This window comes from Psychrobacter sp. ANT206 (genome assembly GCF_056880555.1).
The window spans coordinates 1,704,381-1,723,410 of sequence record NZ_CP096271.1; the positions used below are offsets into that span (position 1 = coordinate 1,704,381).

At 42.1% G+C, this 19,030-nt stretch carries 19 protein-coding genes and 1 pseudogene; 11 read left to right on the plus strand and 9 right to left on the minus strand.

What is annotated here, in order from left to right; genetic code table 11:
- The first annotated feature begins 185 nt into the window (after positions 1–185).
- Positions 186–2,666, plus strand: a complete 2,481-nt coding sequence (locus M0221_RS07070; RefSeq protein ID WP_483283380.1) for a site-specific recombinase — start codon at positions 186–188, stop codon at positions 2,664–2,666.
- 45 nt (positions 2,667–2,711) lie between these two features.
- Here the strand turns inward: M0221_RS07070 and M0221_RS07075 are convergent, their stop codons facing one another.
- Positions 2,712–3,554 carry a symmetrical bis(5'-nucleosyl)-tetraphosphatase gene (locus M0221_RS07075; RefSeq protein WP_483283381.1) on the minus strand — a complete coding sequence of 281 codons (843 nt, stop codon included), beginning with the start codon at positions 3,552–3,554 and terminating at the stop codon, positions 2,712–2,714.
- A gap of 80 nt (positions 3,555–3,634) precedes the next feature.
- Complete coding sequence (rsmA, locus tag M0221_RS07080; RefSeq protein ID WP_483283382.1) at positions 3,635–4,498, minus strand: 16S rRNA (adenine(1518)-N(6)/adenine(1519)-N(6))-dimethyltransferase RsmA; 864 nt, start codon at positions 4,496–4,498, stop codon at positions 3,635–3,637.
- A gap of 357 nt (positions 4,499–4,855) precedes the next feature.
- Here rsmA and M0221_RS07085 point away from each other — a divergent pair, with 357 nt between their 5' ends.
- Positions 4,856–4,981, plus strand: coding sequence for a hypothetical protein (locus M0221_RS07085; RefSeq protein WP_483283383.1), 126 nt, complete (start codon positions 4,856–4,858; stop codon positions 4,979–4,981).
- A 198-nt stretch (positions 4,982–5,179) separates the two neighbouring features.
- A complete protein-coding gene (locus tag M0221_RS07090) occupies positions 5,180–5,407 on the plus strand; it encodes a hypothetical protein (RefSeq protein WP_483283384.1) in 228 nt (75 codons plus the stop codon).
- A gap of 143 nt (positions 5,408–5,550) precedes the next feature.
- Here the strand turns inward: M0221_RS07090 and M0221_RS07095 are convergent, their stop codons facing one another.
- Positions 5,551–6,165 carry a hypothetical protein gene (locus M0221_RS07095; protein WP_149408541.1) on the minus strand — a complete coding sequence of 205 codons (615 nt, stop codon included), beginning with the start codon at positions 6,163–6,165 and terminating at the stop codon, positions 5,551–5,553.
- 79 nt (positions 6,166–6,244) lie between these two features.
- On the opposite strand from M0221_RS07095, the gene M0221_RS07100 reads away from it, so the two are divergent.
- Positions 6,245–6,445: a hypothetical protein gene (locus tag M0221_RS07100; protein ID WP_483283385.1), complete on the plus strand. Its 201-nt coding sequence runs from the start codon at positions 6,245–6,247 to the stop codon at positions 6,443–6,445.
- A 184-nt stretch (positions 6,446–6,629) separates the two neighbouring features.
- Here the strand turns inward: M0221_RS07100 and pdxA are convergent, their stop codons facing one another.
- Complete coding sequence (gene pdxA / locus M0221_RS07105) at positions 6,630–7,739, minus strand: 4-hydroxythreonine-4-phosphate dehydrogenase PdxA (RefSeq protein WP_483283386.1); 1,110 nt, start codon at positions 7,737–7,739, stop codon at positions 6,630–6,632.
- Positions 7,740–8,062: 323 nt separating this feature from the next.
- Between pdxA and dnaB the strand changes: the two genes are divergently transcribed.
- From dnaB to argF, 3 genes are all read left to right on the plus strand, one after another.
- Complete coding sequence (dnaB, locus tag M0221_RS07110) at positions 8,063–9,466, plus strand: replicative DNA helicase (RefSeq protein ID WP_011513790.1); 1,404 nt, start codon at positions 8,063–8,065, stop codon at positions 9,464–9,466.
- A gap of 127 nt (positions 9,467–9,593) precedes the next feature.
- Positions 9,594–10,700, plus strand: coding sequence for an alanine racemase (gene alr / locus M0221_RS07115; RefSeq protein ID WP_483283387.1), 1,107 nt, complete (start codon positions 9,594–9,596; stop codon positions 10,698–10,700).
- 194 nt (positions 10,701–10,894) lie between these two features.
- Complete coding sequence (gene argF / locus M0221_RS07120) at positions 10,895–11,812, plus strand: ornithine carbamoyltransferase (RefSeq protein WP_483283388.1); 918 nt, start codon at positions 10,895–10,897, stop codon at positions 11,810–11,812.
- 124 nt (positions 11,813–11,936) lie between these two features.
- On the opposite strand, the gene rpiA is transcribed toward argF, so the two are convergent.
- From rpiA to M0221_RS07145, 5 genes are all read right to left on the minus strand, one after another.
- Entirely contained in the window at positions 11,937–12,596 is a 660-nt protein-coding gene (gene rpiA, locus M0221_RS07125) for a ribose-5-phosphate isomerase RpiA (RefSeq protein WP_483283389.1), read from the minus strand.
- A gap of 147 nt (positions 12,597–12,743) precedes the next feature.
- A complete protein-coding gene (locus M0221_RS07130; protein ID WP_483283390.1) occupies positions 12,744–14,048 on the minus strand; it encodes an arsenic transporter in 1,305 nt (434 codons plus the stop codon).
- A 139-nt stretch (positions 14,049–14,187) separates the two neighbouring features.
- Positions 14,188–14,934 (minus strand): arsenical resistance protein ArsH, encoded by a 747-nt coding sequence (gene arsH / locus M0221_RS07135; protein ID WP_483283391.1) that lies wholly within the window; start codon positions 14,932–14,934, stop codon positions 14,188–14,190.
- Positions 14,924–15,328 (minus strand): arsenate reductase (glutaredoxin), encoded by a 405-nt coding sequence (gene arsC, locus M0221_RS07140; protein WP_483283392.1) that lies wholly within the window; start codon positions 15,326–15,328, stop codon positions 14,924–14,926. Before arsC ends, arsH begins: the two co-directional genes overlap by 11 nt.
- A 58-nt stretch (positions 15,329–15,386) precedes the next feature.
- Positions 15,387–15,770 (minus strand): ArsR/SmtB family transcription factor, encoded by a 384-nt coding sequence (locus M0221_RS07145; protein WP_483283393.1) that lies wholly within the window; start codon positions 15,768–15,770, stop codon positions 15,387–15,389.
- A gap of 285 nt (positions 15,771–16,055) precedes the next feature.
- On the opposite strand from M0221_RS07145, the gene ilvA reads away from it, so the two are divergent.
- The 4 genes and pseudogenes from ilvA (at position 16,056) to M0221_RS07165 (ending at position 19,022) form a co-directional block, all read left to right on the plus strand.
- Positions 16,056–17,609 (plus strand): threonine ammonia-lyase, biosynthetic, encoded by a 1,554-nt coding sequence (ilvA, locus tag M0221_RS07150; protein ID WP_011513798.1) that lies wholly within the window; start codon positions 16,056–16,058, stop codon positions 17,607–17,609.
- A 95-nt stretch (positions 17,610–17,704) separates the two neighbouring features.
- A pseudogene (locus M0221_RS07155) lies at positions 17,705–17,764 on the plus strand (excalibur calcium-binding domain-containing protein); the annotation flags it as partial.
- A gap of 97 nt (positions 17,765–17,861) precedes the next feature.
- Complete coding sequence (locus M0221_RS07160) at positions 17,862–18,302, plus strand: RNA-binding S4 domain-containing protein (protein ID WP_483283394.1); 441 nt, start codon at positions 17,862–17,864, stop codon at positions 18,300–18,302.
- Positions 18,303–18,527: 225 nt separating this feature from the next.
- Entirely contained in the window at positions 18,528–19,022 is a 495-nt protein-coding gene (locus M0221_RS07165) for a low molecular weight protein-tyrosine-phosphatase (RefSeq protein ID WP_011513800.1), read from the plus strand.
- The last annotated feature ends 8 nt before the right edge of the window (positions 19,023–19,030 follow it).

Genomic DNA, 19,030 nt, shown 5'->3' on the forward strand with positions numbered 1-19,030 from the left:
CCTTAAACTTAATAGAAATATACTAAAACTTATAAATGAGGGCGCAGTAAATTAACAAGCGGTAAATTAATAAAGATATGTATCGCAACAGTGATAATTACAGCCAGTCACTAAAAGAAGAAGATGTCTTATTTCACATACTACATAATAACGATGATTGAAATAACTACCATAAGGGATACGATGTGTCAGAGATAAAACACATTTTACAACAGATTACTGCCTTAAGTGATGTACCAGATCCCGCGGTACTTAAGCGCTTAATCGATGAGCTACGAGTAAGTGATAAAGAGCCTACTTTAGCCAATCAGAATATTCAAAATCTTATTGAAGTTTTACGTCAGCATCCAGAATATGGCGATGGGCTGTCGAGTTTTGTCTTAAAACTTATTATCGAATACCGCCAGATCGCTCTTTATACCGACACTGGCATTATGTCAGATCAGGGTTTCTTTTACAGTTTGCGCCGTTTGATTGGTCATCGTTTTTTGCCACTACTGCCACAAGAAGATTCTGTCGTAGAATTGGTTGGTTATTTATTTGATAAACGCTCTGATGAGCGCTGGCTTGCCCATATTGAAAAAGAAAAATGGGATGAGCTGGTCGGGCTGCTCAAAGTCCATGAGCAGCATCTAAACTTAGTCGCGACGGCAAAAAACAGTATTTTGAACGCGATTATCATTTTATCGTATCGTATCAGCGGTATTGGCTTGCATCCAGACTTGATGGAATCTTACCCACAAATGCTGAATTATTCAGCGTCGTTTGTGGCACAAAATCAAGAAGCAGTCTTGTACGTCAATCAGTACCGAGAAGCACATGAGCTCGACACCTTAACCGATATTATTCCCGAAAAAGCCGTGGATCCAGCGCCTCTATTGGTCATGATTGAGCAATGCGAAGACATCGTTGCCACCATACGCAAGCGCATTTACAAAACCGGTATCTCTATTCGCCTAACCAACATGATGCTACGATTAGATCAAAGCTTACAGCGCATGCGCATATTGACTGAGCTGGTAGCAAACAACTATGATAAGCGCGATCGGGCAATAATTGAGTTGATTCAAGCGCTAATTACGACTGCCAGTCATCGTTATAGTATTGGCTATTTGATTGACAATAATACTAAGCTGCTATCGCGAAAAGTCACTGAAAACGCCAGCCGCGTTGGCGAACACTATATTAGTACTGATAAATCCGGTTATCAGAAGATGTTTAAAAAAGCCTCTATCGGTGGCTTTATCATTGCTTTCATGGCGACGACTAAGATATTGGCATATCACTTAGCTCTCGCACCTATGGGTCGCGCCTTTGTCAATAGTATGATTTATGGTTTGGGCTTTGTTTTCATCCACATCGTCCATGGTACAGTCGCTACCAAACAGCCTGCCATGACAGCGGCAGCTATCGCCTCAACCATATCAGACAGCTCGGGTAAAAAGTCCCATCAGTTAAATAAGCTGTCTGAATTGGTGGTCGATATTTTACGCACCCAGTTTATTGCCATCATGGGTAATATTATGATGGCTATACCAGTCGCCTTGATCATCTCTTTTGCTTGGTTGCAATATACTGGCGCGCCGATGATTGATACCGATAAGGCCGCTCACCTACTTCATGATCTCGACCCTTTTCGCTCACTAGCTTTGCCACATGCTGCTATTGCTGGGGTGTATTTATTCTTATCGGGTCTAATTGCTGGCTATTATGATAATTTGGCAGTCTACAACCAGATAGGGGCCCGTATTCAGCGTCATAAGCTATTACAGTATTTATTGCCCAAAGCATGGCTACAACGTTTAGGCGGCTTTATAGAAGCCAATCTTGGTGCCATCATGGGCAACTTTATCTTTGGGGTTTTCCTAGGAAGTACTGCAACGATTGGTTTCTTATTTGGCTTACCAATTGATATTCGCCATATTGCCTTTGCTTCAGCGAACTTGGCTCATGGCTTATTTAATATGTCGTCCAATCAGCTAGAGTGGCAAGTAGTGCTGCTTTCTGTCTTTGGCGTCTTACTTATCGGTATGGTCAACTTGATCGTCAGTTTCTCACTGGCACTTCTTGTCGCTTTACGCTCAAAAGAGGTGAAATTCGTTGATTGGAGTCGCTTAACTAAGCAACTCTTCAGCCACTTAATGACGCATCCTTCTGACTTTTTTTGGCCACGCGACAAACCGATGAAGTATGCACGTATTGATAGCCAAGGTCAGATGATTTTCGATGATACCGCATCACAAAATAGCAATCAGCCACTTCCTAAAAACTATGTGGTAAGGCGCTTATCTGATGTCAAAGTGCTCCCAAAAGCCTTGCAGAAGAAGACAGAAGGACAGCAGGCGGTCACTGATATACATTATGCTAATCCATCAGCAGAACATCAGCTGAGTCCTGAACTAAATAGCCGCGAAGCTCATATTACCGTCAATAAACCAGCCATCAATAAAACCATTGAGCTTGATGATGGTCTGACAGAGGAAGCACTTAGCAGCGTCCCTTATAGTCAGGATATTCAATATGGTAAAACGCATGCTGCGTTTGATGAGAATAATCAGACGGTATCTGATGCGATTAGTCAAGACAGCACTGCTGATAACAAAGTTGCAGGCGACGCCAAAACGCCACTACCTAAACCAAAAAAGCCACCAAATCTACCCAGTTAATGGGTTAATTTGATGGCTTGATTGGTTTTTGGAATCACTAAAAAATTAAGAAGATATCGGCAAGCACTGCGCACTTGACGTGATGGTCTTGCCATCACTTAAGCGATAGGCTAGCAAATGATTACCCCAAACACAGCCACCATCTAGTGCACGAGCATAAGGCAGATCAATCTCACCTTTGAGTGCGGCCCAATGCCCAAATAACACCTTACGCGTGCGCGGCACTTGCCATTCAAACCAAGGCAAAAAATCCTCTGGCATGCGCTCATCTAGCCCTGAGGTAAAGCTAAATTCAAGCAGCCCATCCTGCTGACATAAGCGCATGCGAGTAAAATAATTGGCAATCGCTCGCATTTTCGTAAATCCATGAATGTCTGCATGCCACTTATCTGCCGTCTTGCTATAGAGATTTGGCAACAATCTATCAAGCTGTTTTAAATGACTGCGCAACTGCGACTCTAACTGATGTGCATACTTTTCGGCGTCTTCAATACTCCAATGCGGCGGAATACCAGCGTGCACCAGCACCGTATGCTTATCAGGATAAACCAATAATGGCTGATGACGTAGCCACTCTAGCAACTCATCACAATCATCGGCCGCAAAAATCGGTGCTGTCTTATCTTTTTTCTTAATTTTTGTCGCCCCACGCCATACGGCTAGCAAATTGATATCATGATTGCCAAGTACGGTCGCGGCTGCCCCTTGCTCACACAAATCTTTGACATGACGCAAGGTATTTAAAGAGTCCTCGCCGCGTGCCACTAAGTCGCCTGCAAACCATAATTTATCTTGCTCAGGATCAAAATCCAACGTTTCAAGTAGCTGAAGATACGCAGCATAGCAGCCTTGCAAATCACCGATGACATACTGATGACGATAACTCATAAGCTCTCAATCTTTCTTGTGGATATTGTAGATACTACTTAGTAATCAATGATATCTGCGGTATGAATAGCACTGATAAATTAGCCTTCTAATTTACGCGCTTGATTGCTCAAATTGACAAAATCTTTCACGCTTAAGGTTTCAGGACGGGCTTGTGGATCAATGGCGCAAGCTGCAAAATCGTCTTCGCTCAACGTTGGCAATAACGTTGATTTTTTGAATATAGCGCGCAACGTTTTACGGCGATGATTAAAGGTTTCGCGCACTACCAATGCAAAATATTCTTCATCTTCTGCCACGACTGGCTTAATAATGTGCGGCGTCAGACGAAATACGGCACTGGTCACTTTTGGCGGCGGATTAAAAGCACCACGTGGTACGGTGAGCAAATAATCCGTATGGCAGTGATACTGCATAATGACCGATAGGCGACCATAGGTTTTGCTACCGACATCAGCGGTGATACGTTCAACCACTTCTTTTTGCAGCATAAAGTGCATATCTTCAATCACATCGGCATAGCTGAGTAAGTGAAAGAGTATGGGCGTTGAGATGTTATACGGTAGATTACCTACCACGCGTAATTTGCCGCGCTCATCGCTATAAAGCTCCCGATAATCCACATGCATGGCATTGTTTTTGATAATCTCAAAATTTGGATGACTATTAGCCCCAATACGGATACGCAAGCTATCTGCCAAATCACGATCTAGCTCGACCACGGTCATCGCATCTACTTCAGCTAATAACGGTTCAGTTAATGCGCCCATCCCTGGCCCAATCTCAATCAAATTGTCATCACGCTCTAAGCGAATGCTCTCAACAATCTCACGGATAACACTACGGTCATGTAAGAAGTTTTGACCAAAGCGTTTACGCGGTTGGTGTTTGGCAGCACGTAGGCTGTTGGTAATAGATTGAGCATCAAATGTAGTTTTTGACATAGAATAGTCTTAATGAGTAAGAGGTAAAAGTGAGCAATGACGATAAAATGAGTGTTTTATTGGGATGAATTATATCACAGCTTATTATTTGACTGTGTTTTTGAGATATTTGATCTATAAACTACCCATACCTTGGCGCAACCAACACAGTAGCTTTTTGTTCTAAACCATTTGATATAATACGGTACCCTAGTGAGGACTTGAATCTTTGGCTGTAGGCTAATGTTATCAAGGGTTTTGGTTACTTTTTTCATTGTAGTGTACTTCACAGTGTACATATTGAGATGCTTAATGTGATTTGATCATCTCACTCTAGAGTAGGTAATTGATTAACCAAAATAGCGAAAGGCTTAAAATATGAAAAAATTTATACCTCATTTAAATGCTGATATCATCCCATTAAAAAGTGCCGCAGGCATTGATATTGGATTAAGCTTTGATGAGTTTCTTAAACATGCACCACATAAGCCGGTTGATAATTAGGAATATAACAAGCCATCAAATACTCAAGGCTTATGGTATGTCATACATCACAAAGGTACTAATAGCTTAGGGAAAGAGTTTGATGCTTATGCCTGTCGCTGGAATAATGATGTTGTTTTACAGTTTGATGGAAAACCTACAAAAATTCTTTACGGAATCATAGTTTCAGACAATTATAAAGGTTCGCTATTTAATGAATTGAGAATTAATGACAGATTAGACAAATTATCTAGTCAGTACGATTTAGGATTTTATGCGGATGGTCATTTTTTAATAGATAAAGAAGATGCAGATATTTATGTACCAATTGAAATTGGTACAGATTATTTAGCCAGCTATGAAGATGTACCTAATCAAATTATTCGATTATTTTATGTGATAATGCATTTTGAAGAACAGATAAAGCATGGTATTACTTGGGATTAATTACACACCTTAATCAGACGGGCAATTTCAATGCTTAAAACTTTCTGACGATTGAACTGATTTTGTAATAACTATAGTTCGGTGCGCTATACAGGCATCGAACTATCAGCTATGTGCCTAATTTCTTATTATCAGATAATTTATTAGGGTACGCTCTCTTTAGGAGTATTTATTTTTATCTTCTCACCTATATTTATAGGAGGTATATAGCTCTCATTAGAAGTATAGTGATCGAAATCTACATAAACATGAACGCCATCTACATAACTGAATATTTCGTTAAGCTCGATATCTTCTTGCAAGATTAAAGAGAAATAAAAATCGTCCTCCATTGGCTTTAAAGAACTGCTAGTAACAATATCAAAAAAATATAAGCTACATAGCCCTCTAACCCAACATTTAAAAAGAAAAGAAACATCATCTTCTGCAATACTATTAAGGTTTAACTTGCTCAGTTTACTTAATCTTTTTGCTGTATCAGTCATTCCGTAATAAAGCAATGAATCCCTATTACTCTCTAAGTCTTCAGATATAATTATATTAAAAGCTAGACTTGTATACCCATAGCTCTTAAAAGGCTGCGTAAAAAAATCGTAGAACATTTTTAAAAACTTAATAAAGCTATTTTCTAGTTTTAAATAATTACTAATTTCTATATGACCATATATTTCTACGAAATCAACAATACTTGTCCATTTGGACATGAACTTATGTTCATCAGAGCCATGTCTTGAAATTTTATAATAATTAAAACTCATTAATCACCTACCTTCTTTAAAATAGAGAGATGTTCTAAGTAACTTAGATAAAGCAGTAGAAGAATGCTTCGATGTTGATATGTTAGTTAATTGCTTATTAGAAGATGACTCATGGTATATACCTTTTGATTCTAGAATGAAGCTTGTGGAAAAAGCAAAATCTTTAGGCGGATGCTCATTGGAGTTTTTGGCAGATTACTATTCATTTAAAACAGCATTTCTAGATCCAGGCAAAGAATATGATGATGCTGTCGCAAAACTAGATGAGCTATTTCAATAGGTTTGATTAGATTATAACCTAAGGGAACCATCTAAAAAGCCCCAAAAACCTATTAACAGACCACTTAAAACAGACTGCTATAATGGAACCACTTATATTAGGGCGTGCTTGATGATTCATAAATAGGCATGATTGATACAAAAGTTGCCCAATATTGCGTGATAAACCTCGCTAAGGCATCGACTTATGCAAGAGGTCTATTTATGAGCGATTTATCCGCCATCTCATTTGCCATGAGGAGTGCCTGATATAGACTTGTGGCACTGGCACCGCCGCGTCCCGCTAAATCAAGCGCAGTACCGTGATCGACAGAAGTACGAATATAGGGCAGCCCCAAGGTCAAATTGACCGTATCACCAAAGCCGTGCGACTTGAGTACAGGCAACCCTTGGTCGTGATACATGGCAATCACTGCATCACAGTTTGCTAAATGTCTCGGCGTGAATAAAGTATCTGCCGGCATCGCCTCTGATATATCTATTCCAATATTGATAAATTCTTGCAGCACTGGATTGATAATCTCAATCTCTTCAATGCCCAAATGCCCGCCCTCGCCCGCATGCGGATTTAGACCGCAAACTAAGATACGCGGCTGCGTCAAGCCAAATTTCTCACACATATCATCGATAACAATTTGCACTGTTTGGCGTACGTTATCGGCAGTGATGGCTGCAGGGATATCTTTTAACGCCAAGTGCGTGGTAACAAGTGCCACTTTCATGGCTTCATTAGCAAGCATCATGACGACTTTATCACAGCCACTTTGCTGCATAAAAAATTCCGTATGACCACTGAACATCGTGCCATCTAACAGTTTAATACCAGCATCTATCAATGCAGATTTTTGTAGTGGTCCGGTGACTATAGCTGCGACTGTTTTGTTGGCTGCCAGTTTATGCGCTATTTCCAACTGCGTAACCACCATTGCGGAGTTATTGATATCAATTTCCCCACAAGCGACGGGCGCAGCACAGGGAATATTTAATAAGATAAAAGTATTATCATTATTAATAGCGCCACTGTTAATACTCTGCTGGGACATTCGATTTAAAAAATCATCGTCTTCTATAATTACCTCATTTGCATTGATCGTTTTCCAAGGTGGGCAGCTTTTTAATATGCCCGCAGCAATGAGCTCATCGGCACGTTTTTGCATTGCCTGGCTATCTGCCGTGACCCAAACTGGACGATCAAAATCCTGTAACTTACCCTCAGCCGCTAGCAGCAGTACGATATCCATACCAATACCCGCAGGTTCACCAGTCGTGATTAATAATGGCAATTTTTCTTGCATAGCACTAACATCCTATTATTATATTAAGGAGCTGATTCTATTGTATTTTTTATGATAAATGAGCGTATTTGAAGCTGTGTTATATGCCATGAACTTCATTTCATAGAAGCAGGCATTTTTATAGATAATTACTTATCTGGGCTGAAAAAATCACATAATGTGTTAAACTTTCGCTTTTGATTGTAGCATTTACTGGCAAGCATGAGATGACGTTTTGGTACTTCTCTCATCGAAATGCATTGCACTTGCTTTGCTGTATCATGACTAAAATAAATACTTACAACAATACCCATCTATACCGACTTTTGAAATATTAGGCACTCATGGCAGATACTGAAAAAACCGACGACTTACTCAATCAAACACCGCCGCACAATATCGATATTGAAAAGGCGCTGCTGGCGTCTTTGATGAGTATCGAAGAGGCATACGATAAGATTGCAGATATCGTTACCAAAGATGACTTTTATGCTGGGCGACATCAGTATATTTTTGATGCTATTGCGCATTTAGCTGCAGTCAATGAGCCTTATGACACGGTTATGGTACATGATTGGTTAGAGGCACAAAAGCTACTAAAAAGCGCAGGCGGCGACAGTTATTTGGCGGATATCTTGAGCCAAAGCCCAGCAACTTTGTTTAACCTGACGGCTTATGCCCAGCGTGTACGTGAGCTATCTACACTACGTCAGCTGATTACTACCGGCAATGATATGTTGACCCTAGCCTATAACCCCAAAGACCAAACCGTCAGCGATATTTTGGATAACGTAGAAGCAAAAATATTTAGCATCAATGAGCAGCATAATAAACGTGCAGAGCAGCGTGGACCTGTCGGTATTACTGCCGTATTGACCAATGTCATTGATAAAATCCAAGAGCTCAAATCAAATCCAGATGGCATGATTGGACTACAAACCCCATTTGTTGAGCTCAATAATAAAACCCAAGGCTTACAAGCAGGCGATTTAGTCATTGTGGCTGCGCGTCCATCAATGGGTAAAACCACCTTTGCGATGAACTTAGCAGAAGGGATTTTATTTAATGAAGATTTGCCTGTAGTGGTATTTTCGATGGAGATGCCCGCAGAATCTATCGTGATGCGTTTGCTATCATCCTGGGGCGCAATCAACCAAACACATCTGCGGTCAGGTCAAATGAATGAAGATGAATGGGCAAAAATGATGAACGCCATTCAGCATTTGCAGTCAAAGCATCTATATATTGATGACAGTACTGCCCTGCCACCCTCTGAGCTGCGTTCACGCTGCCGCCGTATTGCCAAAAATCATGATGGCAAGCTTGGCGCTATCATTGTCGATTATCTACAATTAATGAAAGTACCCGGTCTAGATGGCAACCGTGTTGGGGAAATCTCTGAGATTTCTCGAAGTTTAAAAGCATTAGCACGTGAGCTTGAATGTCCAGTTATCGCCTTGTCGCAGCTTAACCGTAGTCTAGAAAATCGTCCTAACAAACGTCCTATTATGTCGGATCTGCGTGAATCTGGTGCGATTGAGCAGGATGCCGATTTGATTATGTTCATCTATCGTGATGAGGTTTATAATGAAAACTCAGATCACAAAGGTGTGGCTGAAATCATTATTGGTAAGCAGCGTAACGGCCCTATCGGCACCATACGTTTGGGTTTTGAAGGACAATTTACCCGCTTTATCAATTTGACGCCAGAATACTATCAAAATGTCAGTTTTGAGAACGACGAATAATAAAACTGACAAATAATTACGCATCAAAATTGCTCGTAAAAATGGCCAGTGACTCATCAACTCAATTGATGAATTACTGGCTTTATAAATTTATCCCTTCATCACTTTGCTAAAAAAGAAGACGATTATGCGCACAATCACTATCAAGCCTGCCGCCATTACTCATAATCTTAATCAAGTAAAAGCGTTAGCACCAAAATCTAACGTCCTTGCGATGGTAAAAGCCAATGCCTATGGACATGGCGTCGCCGCCGTCCTACCAGCGTTACAGCAAGCAGATGGTATCGGTGTCGCTACTTTAAGAGAAGCGTTAGAAGCACGGCAATTGGGCTGGGATAAAACCATTGGGCTTATTGAAGGGGCCTTTACTGTTGATGAGTGGCAGCAAGCCATTGAGCATGATATCAGTTGCGTGATTCATCATGCTCCGCAATTGCAGTGGGCATTAGAGCAAATACCACCTGTTGATAGCGCCACTCGAGTGGTTTGGATAAAGTACAACACGGGTATGAATCGTTTAGGTTTTAATAACCAAACGCTTATTTCAGCCGCAAAATATCTGCATGATGCTGGCTATCAGCTGATTTTGACCACCCATTTTGCCAATGCCGACAATCAAGATCACCCACTGAATGCCATACAAATTCAGCGTTTTAATGACATGCTAAATACTTTACGACAAACAATCAGTACTAATATTAAAGGATCGTTGTGCAACTCTGCTGGTATCGTTAATTTCCCAGAGCATCATCATGATTGGGTACGTCCAGGCATTATGCTATATGGCAGTGCGCCTGTTATCGACCAAAGCGCGTATACGCTAAATTTGCAGCCAGCCATGGAATTTAGCGCACAAATTATTGCCTTGCAGACCGTACAAGCTGGCGACGCCATCGGTTATGGCAGCCGCTGGATAGCCCAGCAAGACGTTAAAACGGCTCTCGTTAGTATTGGTTATGGTGATGGATATCCCCGCGTTGTCAATGAGGATGCTTATGTTTCAGTCATTGACGCCATAAATCAGCAACGCTACTCATGTGCAGTGATTGGGCGTGTCGCAATGGATATGGTTGTCATCGATGTGAGCGCTGTACCAGAGAGTAGCGCTTTAAATAGCAAGGTCATACTATGGGGTGATGCGCCGCATGTTGATGAAGTTGCCACCCATGCTGATACGATTGGCTACGAGCTACTATGTCGTCTAAGCGTACGCCCAAATCGTATACAGATGTAATCGCCATGTCAGATAATGTCTCATCGAATGCAGCTTTGCATGACTGATAAATCATGGCAAATTGGACATTTACATTGAGAGTAATTGCGCTATACTAAAAGTTTGTTGTCATTCCAGTATACGCATTGACGCGATATCATTGCCGGCTGATAACGTATCATTTCCATTGACTTTGTTCGACTGCTAGGATTGCTATGAGTTTGCGCCATTTTTTGACCTTATCTGATTTAACCAAACAAGAACTAGAAAATCTCATCAAACGCGCCAGCGAATTGCGTCATATGCAACATGCAGGCGAGATATACCAGCCCTTTGTTGGTCGTACGCTCGGTATGATATTTGAGAAGTCATCCACCCGTACACGCATCTCATTCGAAACCGGCATGGGACAGTTTGGTGGTAGCGCTATCTTCTTATCGCCAAATGATACCCAACTTGGACGCGGTGAGCCAATTGAGGATTCCGCGCGCGTTATCTCTAGCATGGTCGATATCATTATGATTCGCACCTTTGGTCACGAAAAAGTCGAAACCTTTGCAAAATACTCAAGCGTACCAATCATTAATGCCTTAACGGATGAATTTCATCCCTGCCAGTTGTTGGCTGATATGCAAACTTACTACGAGCATCGCGGTAGTATCGAAAATAAAATCGTCACTTGGGTCGGTGATGGCAACAATATGTGTGCATCCTACATGCAAGCTGCCAATCAGTTTGGCTTTGAGCTACGAGTAGCGGCGCCTTATGGCTTTGAGCCTGACCCTGAGCTGATGAAACGCTTCTCACATTGCGTGAGTATCATTGAAAACGTACAAGAAGCGGCAAAAGACTCTCACTTAATTGTCACTGATGTATGGGCAAGCATGGGTCAAGAGTCTGAACAAAACACGCGTGCGCGTCGTTTTTCCTCTTATCAAGTGACACCATCACTGCTAGATAAAGCCGATTCTGAAGTAGTCTTTATGCACTGTTTGCCAGCGCATCGTGGTGAGGAGATCTCTCATGATATGTTAGATGACCCACGCTCAGTGGTATGGGATGAAGCTGAAAACCGCTTACATGCGCAAAAAGCCTTGATGGAGTTTTTGCTAAAAGACAAAATCAAAATATAGATACTATTTTTCAAAAGCTATTTATACAATCATAGATATTAAAAAGGCAGAGCACATAACTTGTGCTCTGCCTTTTTTAATATGTGATAACCAAGTTAGTGTCTAATAGACAAGCGCTTATTGATTATCGAGTCAGTACTTCAACCCCATTACTGCTGGCTTTTAACAACACATCGGCTTGATTGGCAGCAAAGATACCATTACAGACCACACCGACGATATTATTAAGCTGCTGTTCAAGTGTTATTGGATTACTGACATCTAAATCATAAGTATCCAAAATCACATTGCCATAATCGGTGACAAAGTCTTCACGATAAACAGGCTCACCGCCCATTTTGGCCAACTCGCGCGCCACATATGAACGGGCTTGTGGCAACACCTCTATCGGCACCGGGAACTCACGTCCTAGTATCTCAACACTTTTACTAGCGTCAACCATACAAACAAATTTGTTCGATGCCGCAGCAACGATTTTTTCACGCGTGAGCGCACCGCCGCCACCTTTAATCAGTTGCAAATGCGCGTTTACTTCATCAGCACCATCAATATACACATCGAGCTGACCGGCAAAATTTAAGTCAACAATCTCGATACCAAGTGCGCGCAATCTATCTTCTGTCACCTGCGAGCTTGCAACTGCGCCAGCCAGCTTTACTGTTGGTAATAGCTCAATCAGACAGTTCACTGTACTTCCTGTCCCTACGCCAAGTATCATATCATCTTCGATATAGCGTAGGGCGGCGCGGGCGGCGGCTTGCTTTTGTGCTTGCTGATCACTCATCATAAGTCCTTGGCAAAATAAACGTATCTCTTTAAAAAAAAGTAAAGGGTAAAAGAGGTAAAATGCGCCGCTATTATAACCGATGACTTTGAGTGATGTCAGCGTAATAGCACCTCTAATAATAAGATATGACGTTAATTTTTACGACTAAGACAGATATGGCAACCAAAATACTAAAGCTAACAAGGTGACTAATAATACTGGCGGGGTGATAATCAGACCAATCTTCATATACTGCCCCCAGCTGATTTTATAATCTTTTTCTGCCAATACATGCAGCCATAGTAAAGTCGCAAGACTGCCCACAGGCGTAAATTTGGGTCCTAAATCATTGCCAATGACATTGGCATAAATCATCAGCTCGCGAGTGGCGGCTGGTACTTGGGCGCTATCAATCGCTAGTGCGCCTATCAAGGTAGAGGGCATGTTATTCATAATAGATGCCACGATAGCAGAGAGGAATCCTGTGCCCAAAGTCGCTATTAGATTGCCTTGTTGCCCTAACCAATTCAAGATCTGAGCACCATAGGCAGTTAATCCAGCATTACCCAAACCATAAACAACCAAGTACATGCCGATAGAAAATAAAACAATCTGCCAAGGTGCTCTACGCACAATATCAGGCACGGACATCACCGCCCCACGACCGCCTTGCCAAAATCGCCCTGCAATCGCCATGAGCAGTAATGCAGCTGCGCCAGTAACGAGCGAGATAGGAATACCAAGCGACTCTGTCGCAAAATAAGCGACTAGCAGCGAAGCCAGTAGCGGAAAAGCAGCTTTAAAAACCAAGGTGTCTTTGATCGCTGACTCAGGTAGGCTAAGGTCCGCCATCGAGTAGTGTGTTGGAATGTGGCGTGCATAAAATATCCATAGCACCGCTAGCGTTGCTAGTACAGAGACAATATTGACTGGTACCATAACCAAAGCATAACGTCCAAAACCAATATCAAAGTAGTTAGCACTAACGATATTAACGAGGTTAGATGTGACCAATGGCAAACTTGCAGTATCAGCAATAAAACCAGTCGCTATGATAAATGCCAATGCAGATGGCGGCGAAAAATTTAACCGTAATAAAATCGCAATCACAATCGGGGTCAGTAATAATGCCGCCCCATCATTGGCAAAAAACGCAGAAATAAAAGCGCCTAATATCACAATCATAGGGAACAATAGACGCCCTTGTCCATTACCCAATCTCGCTACATGCAGTGCTGCCCAAGCAAAAAACCCAGCCTTATCTAAGATAAGAGAGATGATAATCAGGGCGATAAAGGTAAAGGTAGCATCCCAAACGATGTCCCACACGACACCGACATCAGATAATTGCACCACACCAAAAGCTAGGGCGACCAACGCCCCACCCATCGCACTCCAACCAATGCCTAAACCTCTAGGTTGCCATATTACTAGCCCTAAAGTAACGATAAAAATAATCAATGCGAGCATGAACAACCTTACTTAAACAAACTTACTTAAGAAAACTTAGTGACACTTATTCAAGCAAGCGCTTCATAAAGCCTACTTGATTTAGCCTATTTTATTGAATAAGTATCCAATCGATATTAGGTCAATTTAGAATTAAAAATTAAATCGATTTTTGATTGACGCGTTTTGATACTTCTTCAGCACTTTCAACCCGTTCAGAATAGCGATCAGTCAGATAGGCTGAGCGTCCACGAGTAAGCCAGGTAAACTTCACTAACTCCTCACAAACATCAACAAGGCGCAGATATAAAGGCGACTTATCCATGCGATTATCATCGTTAAATTCCAAAAAGGCTTTTGGAATAGACGACTGATTTGGGATAGTAATCATGCGCATCCAGCGCCCAAGAATACGCAGCTGATTGACCGTATTAAAGCTTTGACTACCTCCACTGACTTGCATTATCGCTAAAGTCTTGCCTTGAGTTGGTCGGACGCCGCCCAATGACAGCGGGATCCAATCGATTTGCGCTTTCATGATACTGGTCATACTTCCGTGACGTTCGGGACTGACCCACAGCATACCCTCTGACCACTGCGCAAGCTCACGCAGCTCTTGCACTTTAGGATGGTCTGCATCAACAGCATCCGGTAATGGCAAGCCAGATGGATCAAACATCTTCACCTCACAACCATACCAGCGCAATAGACAACTCGCCTCCTCGGCTGCCAACTTTGAGAATGAACGCGTGCGCAATGAGCCGTATAACACCAGTATTTTTGGCGCATGGCGTGGGTCACTTGCGCCTATTAAAGACTCAATATCGATAGGATGAATAAGACTTGAATCAATATTGGGCAAATTATCTAAATCGACCACATTCAAATCTGCTGTATTATTTGCCATGATAAATCACTTCCCCATCTTCCTTAGTGAAGCTACTCACGGGGTTCTCTAGTAACTCAAACACTCTCTCCGATGGTCGGCACAATGCCGCGCCCTTATCTGTGACTACGATAGGACGATTGATTAAGATAGGATGGTCAATCATGGCATCGATAATCTCATCATCAGATACCGCAGGGTTGTCTAGACCCAGCTCATCATTAATCGATTCTTTACTGCGTAACAGCTCTCGTGGTGAGAGAGCCATTTTTGCCAACAGCTCAACCAAATACTCGCGACTCGGCGGTGTTTTAAGGTATTCAATCACCTCTGGATTATCCCCTGACGCTTGCATAATAGCTAAGGTATTACGAGAAGTACCGCATTTTGGGTTGTGAAAAATCAAAGATGTCATAGTAATCTCACCTATTTTTTATGAATATAGAATTGGGATGTTTTTGATTGATAGCAGTTTAACAATAGGGGTGGTTTTCAACATCATCCAGCTCATTAATGCCACCGCGACTATCGGTTGAACAACCATTTAAATTATTAACAAGAGCCGCACACAGCTCTGGATGTCCAGAGCAGCAATCTTGTAATAAAAACTCAATGACGGTCTGCATATGTGATAAAGAAGCACGATAGATAATCTGGCGACTTTGGCGCTCTGATATCACCCATCCTGCTCGTGCCAGCACCGAAAGATGTGTGGACATCGTATTATGTGGTACAGACAGTTGGCGCGCAATTTCACCCGCAGGTAACCCTAAAGGCTCGTGACTGACCAGCAGTCGAAATGCCTTTAAACGGGTTTCTTGTGAGAGGGCGGCAAAACTTATGATAGCTTGAGTCATTTCCATATGTCTAATAATACAGACATATGGAAATGACTCAAGTTTTTTTGGATAAATAAGCAAAAAAACTGTTTTTGTTGATAATTTTATTTGACTTAATAAACATCAATGACTAAACCACCGCAAAAACTGTAATTGTGTCTTGCAACATGTTTAAAATCAGCATAGGCTAATCTATTTGATTTTTATCATTCTCTGCATTTTTTGTCGCTGATAGCGACTTGCTTATTTACTTATAATTCACCGCACTTTTTCATTCATACATTCACAAGTTTAGGAATCATTATGCTGTCACATTGGGTACGAGCCATCTTGCAAGCCACCGTCTATGACGTTGCTATTCAAACACCACTTGAAGCGGCACCCAAACTGACCCAACGTTTTACTAATGACATTCGTTTTAAACGTGAAGACCTGCAACCGGTAAAGTCCTTTAAACTGCGCGGCGCTTATAATCGCATTAGCCAATTAAATGATGAGCAAAAAGCACGTGGCGTGATTTGCGCATCGGCAGGTAACCATGCCCAAGGGGTTGCCTACTCTGCTCGTAAACTTGCTCTTAATAACATTATCGTTATGCCAACCACTACTCCTGATATCAAAGTAGATGCCGTCAGAGCACTTGGCGGCAATGTCGACTTGTACGGTGATAGCTTTGATGAAGCCAATCGCTATGCCATTGATCGCGCTGAGCGTGAAGGTCTGACTTTTATCCCACCATATGATGATGAGCTGGTGATTGCCGGACAAGGCACCATCGGGCTTGAGCTCACCCAGCAATGGCGCAATATGGATTACGTTTTTGTAGCAGTGGGTGGTGGTGGTCTGATTTCTGGCGTCGCTGCATTTTTGGGCGAAGTTGCTCCGCATGTCAAAGTCATCGCTGTAGAAGCCGACCAATCAGCGTCACTAAAAGCGGCGCTTGAAGCTAATGAGCGAGTCAAACTTGAACAAGTGGGACTGTTCGTCGATGGTGTGGCAGTTGCCCAAATCGGCGAATTACCATTTGATATTGTTCGTATGCAGAAGAGCGATAAGTCCGGTCCTGTCGTCGATCCTGAAGTCGTCACTTGTACCAATGATGAAGTTTGCGCTGCTGTCAAAGATATCTTTGAAGAGAACCGTAGTATCGTTGAGCCTGCTGGCGCGCTACCAGTTGCTGGTATGAAAAAATACATCGAGGCTCATAACCTACAAGGCAAAAACTGCGTCGCCATCATTTGCGGTGCCAATATGAATTTTGATCGCTTGCGCTACATCGCTGAGCGTACTGAGATTGGTGAGAAAAAAGAAGCCATCTTTGGCGTAACGATCCCTGAGCAGACTGGCGCTTTCTTAAACTTCTGTCGTAGCCTACACGGTCGTAATATTACTGAGTTTAATTACCGTGCTGATAGTAAAAAATCACCTGATTCTATGGAACCTGCGGCGATATTCGTTGGGATTGCATTAAAAGAAGGTGACAAAGAGCGTCAAACCATCCGTACGCAATTGGTAGCTGATGGCTATACAGCACACGACTTGACCGATGACGATGTCGCCAAATCCCATATCCGTCATCTGATTGGTGGCCATGCTCATGTTGAAAATGAGCAGTTATTACAAGTCACTTTCCCAGAACGTCCAGGTGCTTTATTGACCTTTTTAGAAAAATTGGGTGACGATTTTAATATTACCTTGTTTCATTATCGCAATCATGGCGCTGCTGAAGGTCGAGTATTGGTCGGTTTACAAGCTTCTGAGGGTAACTCTCGCCAACTACAAGATGCGCTGCTCGATATCGGTTACGACTGCACCATGCTTAATGATAATGTTGGTTATCAGTTGTTTTTGAAATAAAACTAAACATAGACTATCAATTCATCAGTGGCCGAAAGCATTGCTCCCAAATGACATAATGCACAGAAGCCACTTAAATCTTATAGCACTGTCCTAATACAAAAATGGATGATAACCATGACGGCATCCCCTGTGAACAGCAGTGGTGTCAATAACTTCAATGACAAAAACGATGTTAATCGCTCAATGCTCTTTTAATTATTAAAAATACCACCATTATAATCTTACGTTATTGATATCTATGAGGTTTTGATGAGTAAACATAATAAAAACCACAATCAGCCCAGTCATAGCAATCCTGATGCTGTTCGTATGCGTCTTGATAAATGGTTATGGGCTGCACGCTTTTACCGCACTCGCACTCTTGCCAAAGAAGCCATCGAAAGCGGGCGCGTACATTACGCAGGTAGCCGCGCAAAGACCAGTAAAGAGATTACTGTTGGCGATGAATTGCAGATTCGTCAAGGCTCAGCCACTGCCATGACTGAAAAGACAGTCGTTGTTGAAGCACTAACGGCGCAACGCGGTAGCGCAACAGCAGCTGAAGTATTGTATTCAGAAACCGAAGAAAGCATCGCTCGCCGTGACTATTATGCTGAGCAGCGTAAACTTGCTAACCTTGCCCGTCCAGACAACAAACCCAATAAAAAAGAGCGCCGTGATTTACATCGTTTTAAAAGCAAACAAGATTAGCTCTGTTGGTAAGATCAGTAATAACAGCACCTCATCTTAAATAATAATACGGCTAGCGGGTATGCATGAACTGCTGACCCTATTGTTTACTCTCTGCCCTTGCCATTCAAGGTATTAACCGTTACGCTATCACCCATTAACTTACACCCTATAGCATGCTTATAAATCACATTTTTAGTGTTGATTTTGATAGCATGTTTTTTTATTGCGACAAAAGGTCATCATATGCCAATTAAAGCATCTACTCCGTCATCTGTATTATTGGTCTGTTTGGGGAATATCTGCCGTTCACCAACTGCTGAAGAGATTTTTCGTCAGCAAGCAGCGATCGCAGGGCTGTCGATGAAGGTGGATTCAGCGGGAACTGGAGATTGGCATATTGGGCATGCACCTGATGAGCGCGCACAGCGTCACGCTAAAGCTCATGGTTACAACATCAATAAATTGGTCGCGCGCCAAGTCAGTGCTGATGACTTTCGCGATTTTGATTTAATCTTGGCGATGGATGCACAAAATTTAGCAGACTTGCAGAGTATTAAAAATGGTATAACAAATACCGATAAAAAATTAGCCAAATTGGCTTTATTTAGTGAAGAAGATCCCACTTACGGCGGTGATGATGTGCCAGACCCATATACTGGTGATGGCGATGCTTTTGAAGAGGTAATCGAGCGTATCGAATCAAGTGCACAAGCTTGGATTGAAAGCTGGAAGATATAGTAATCATA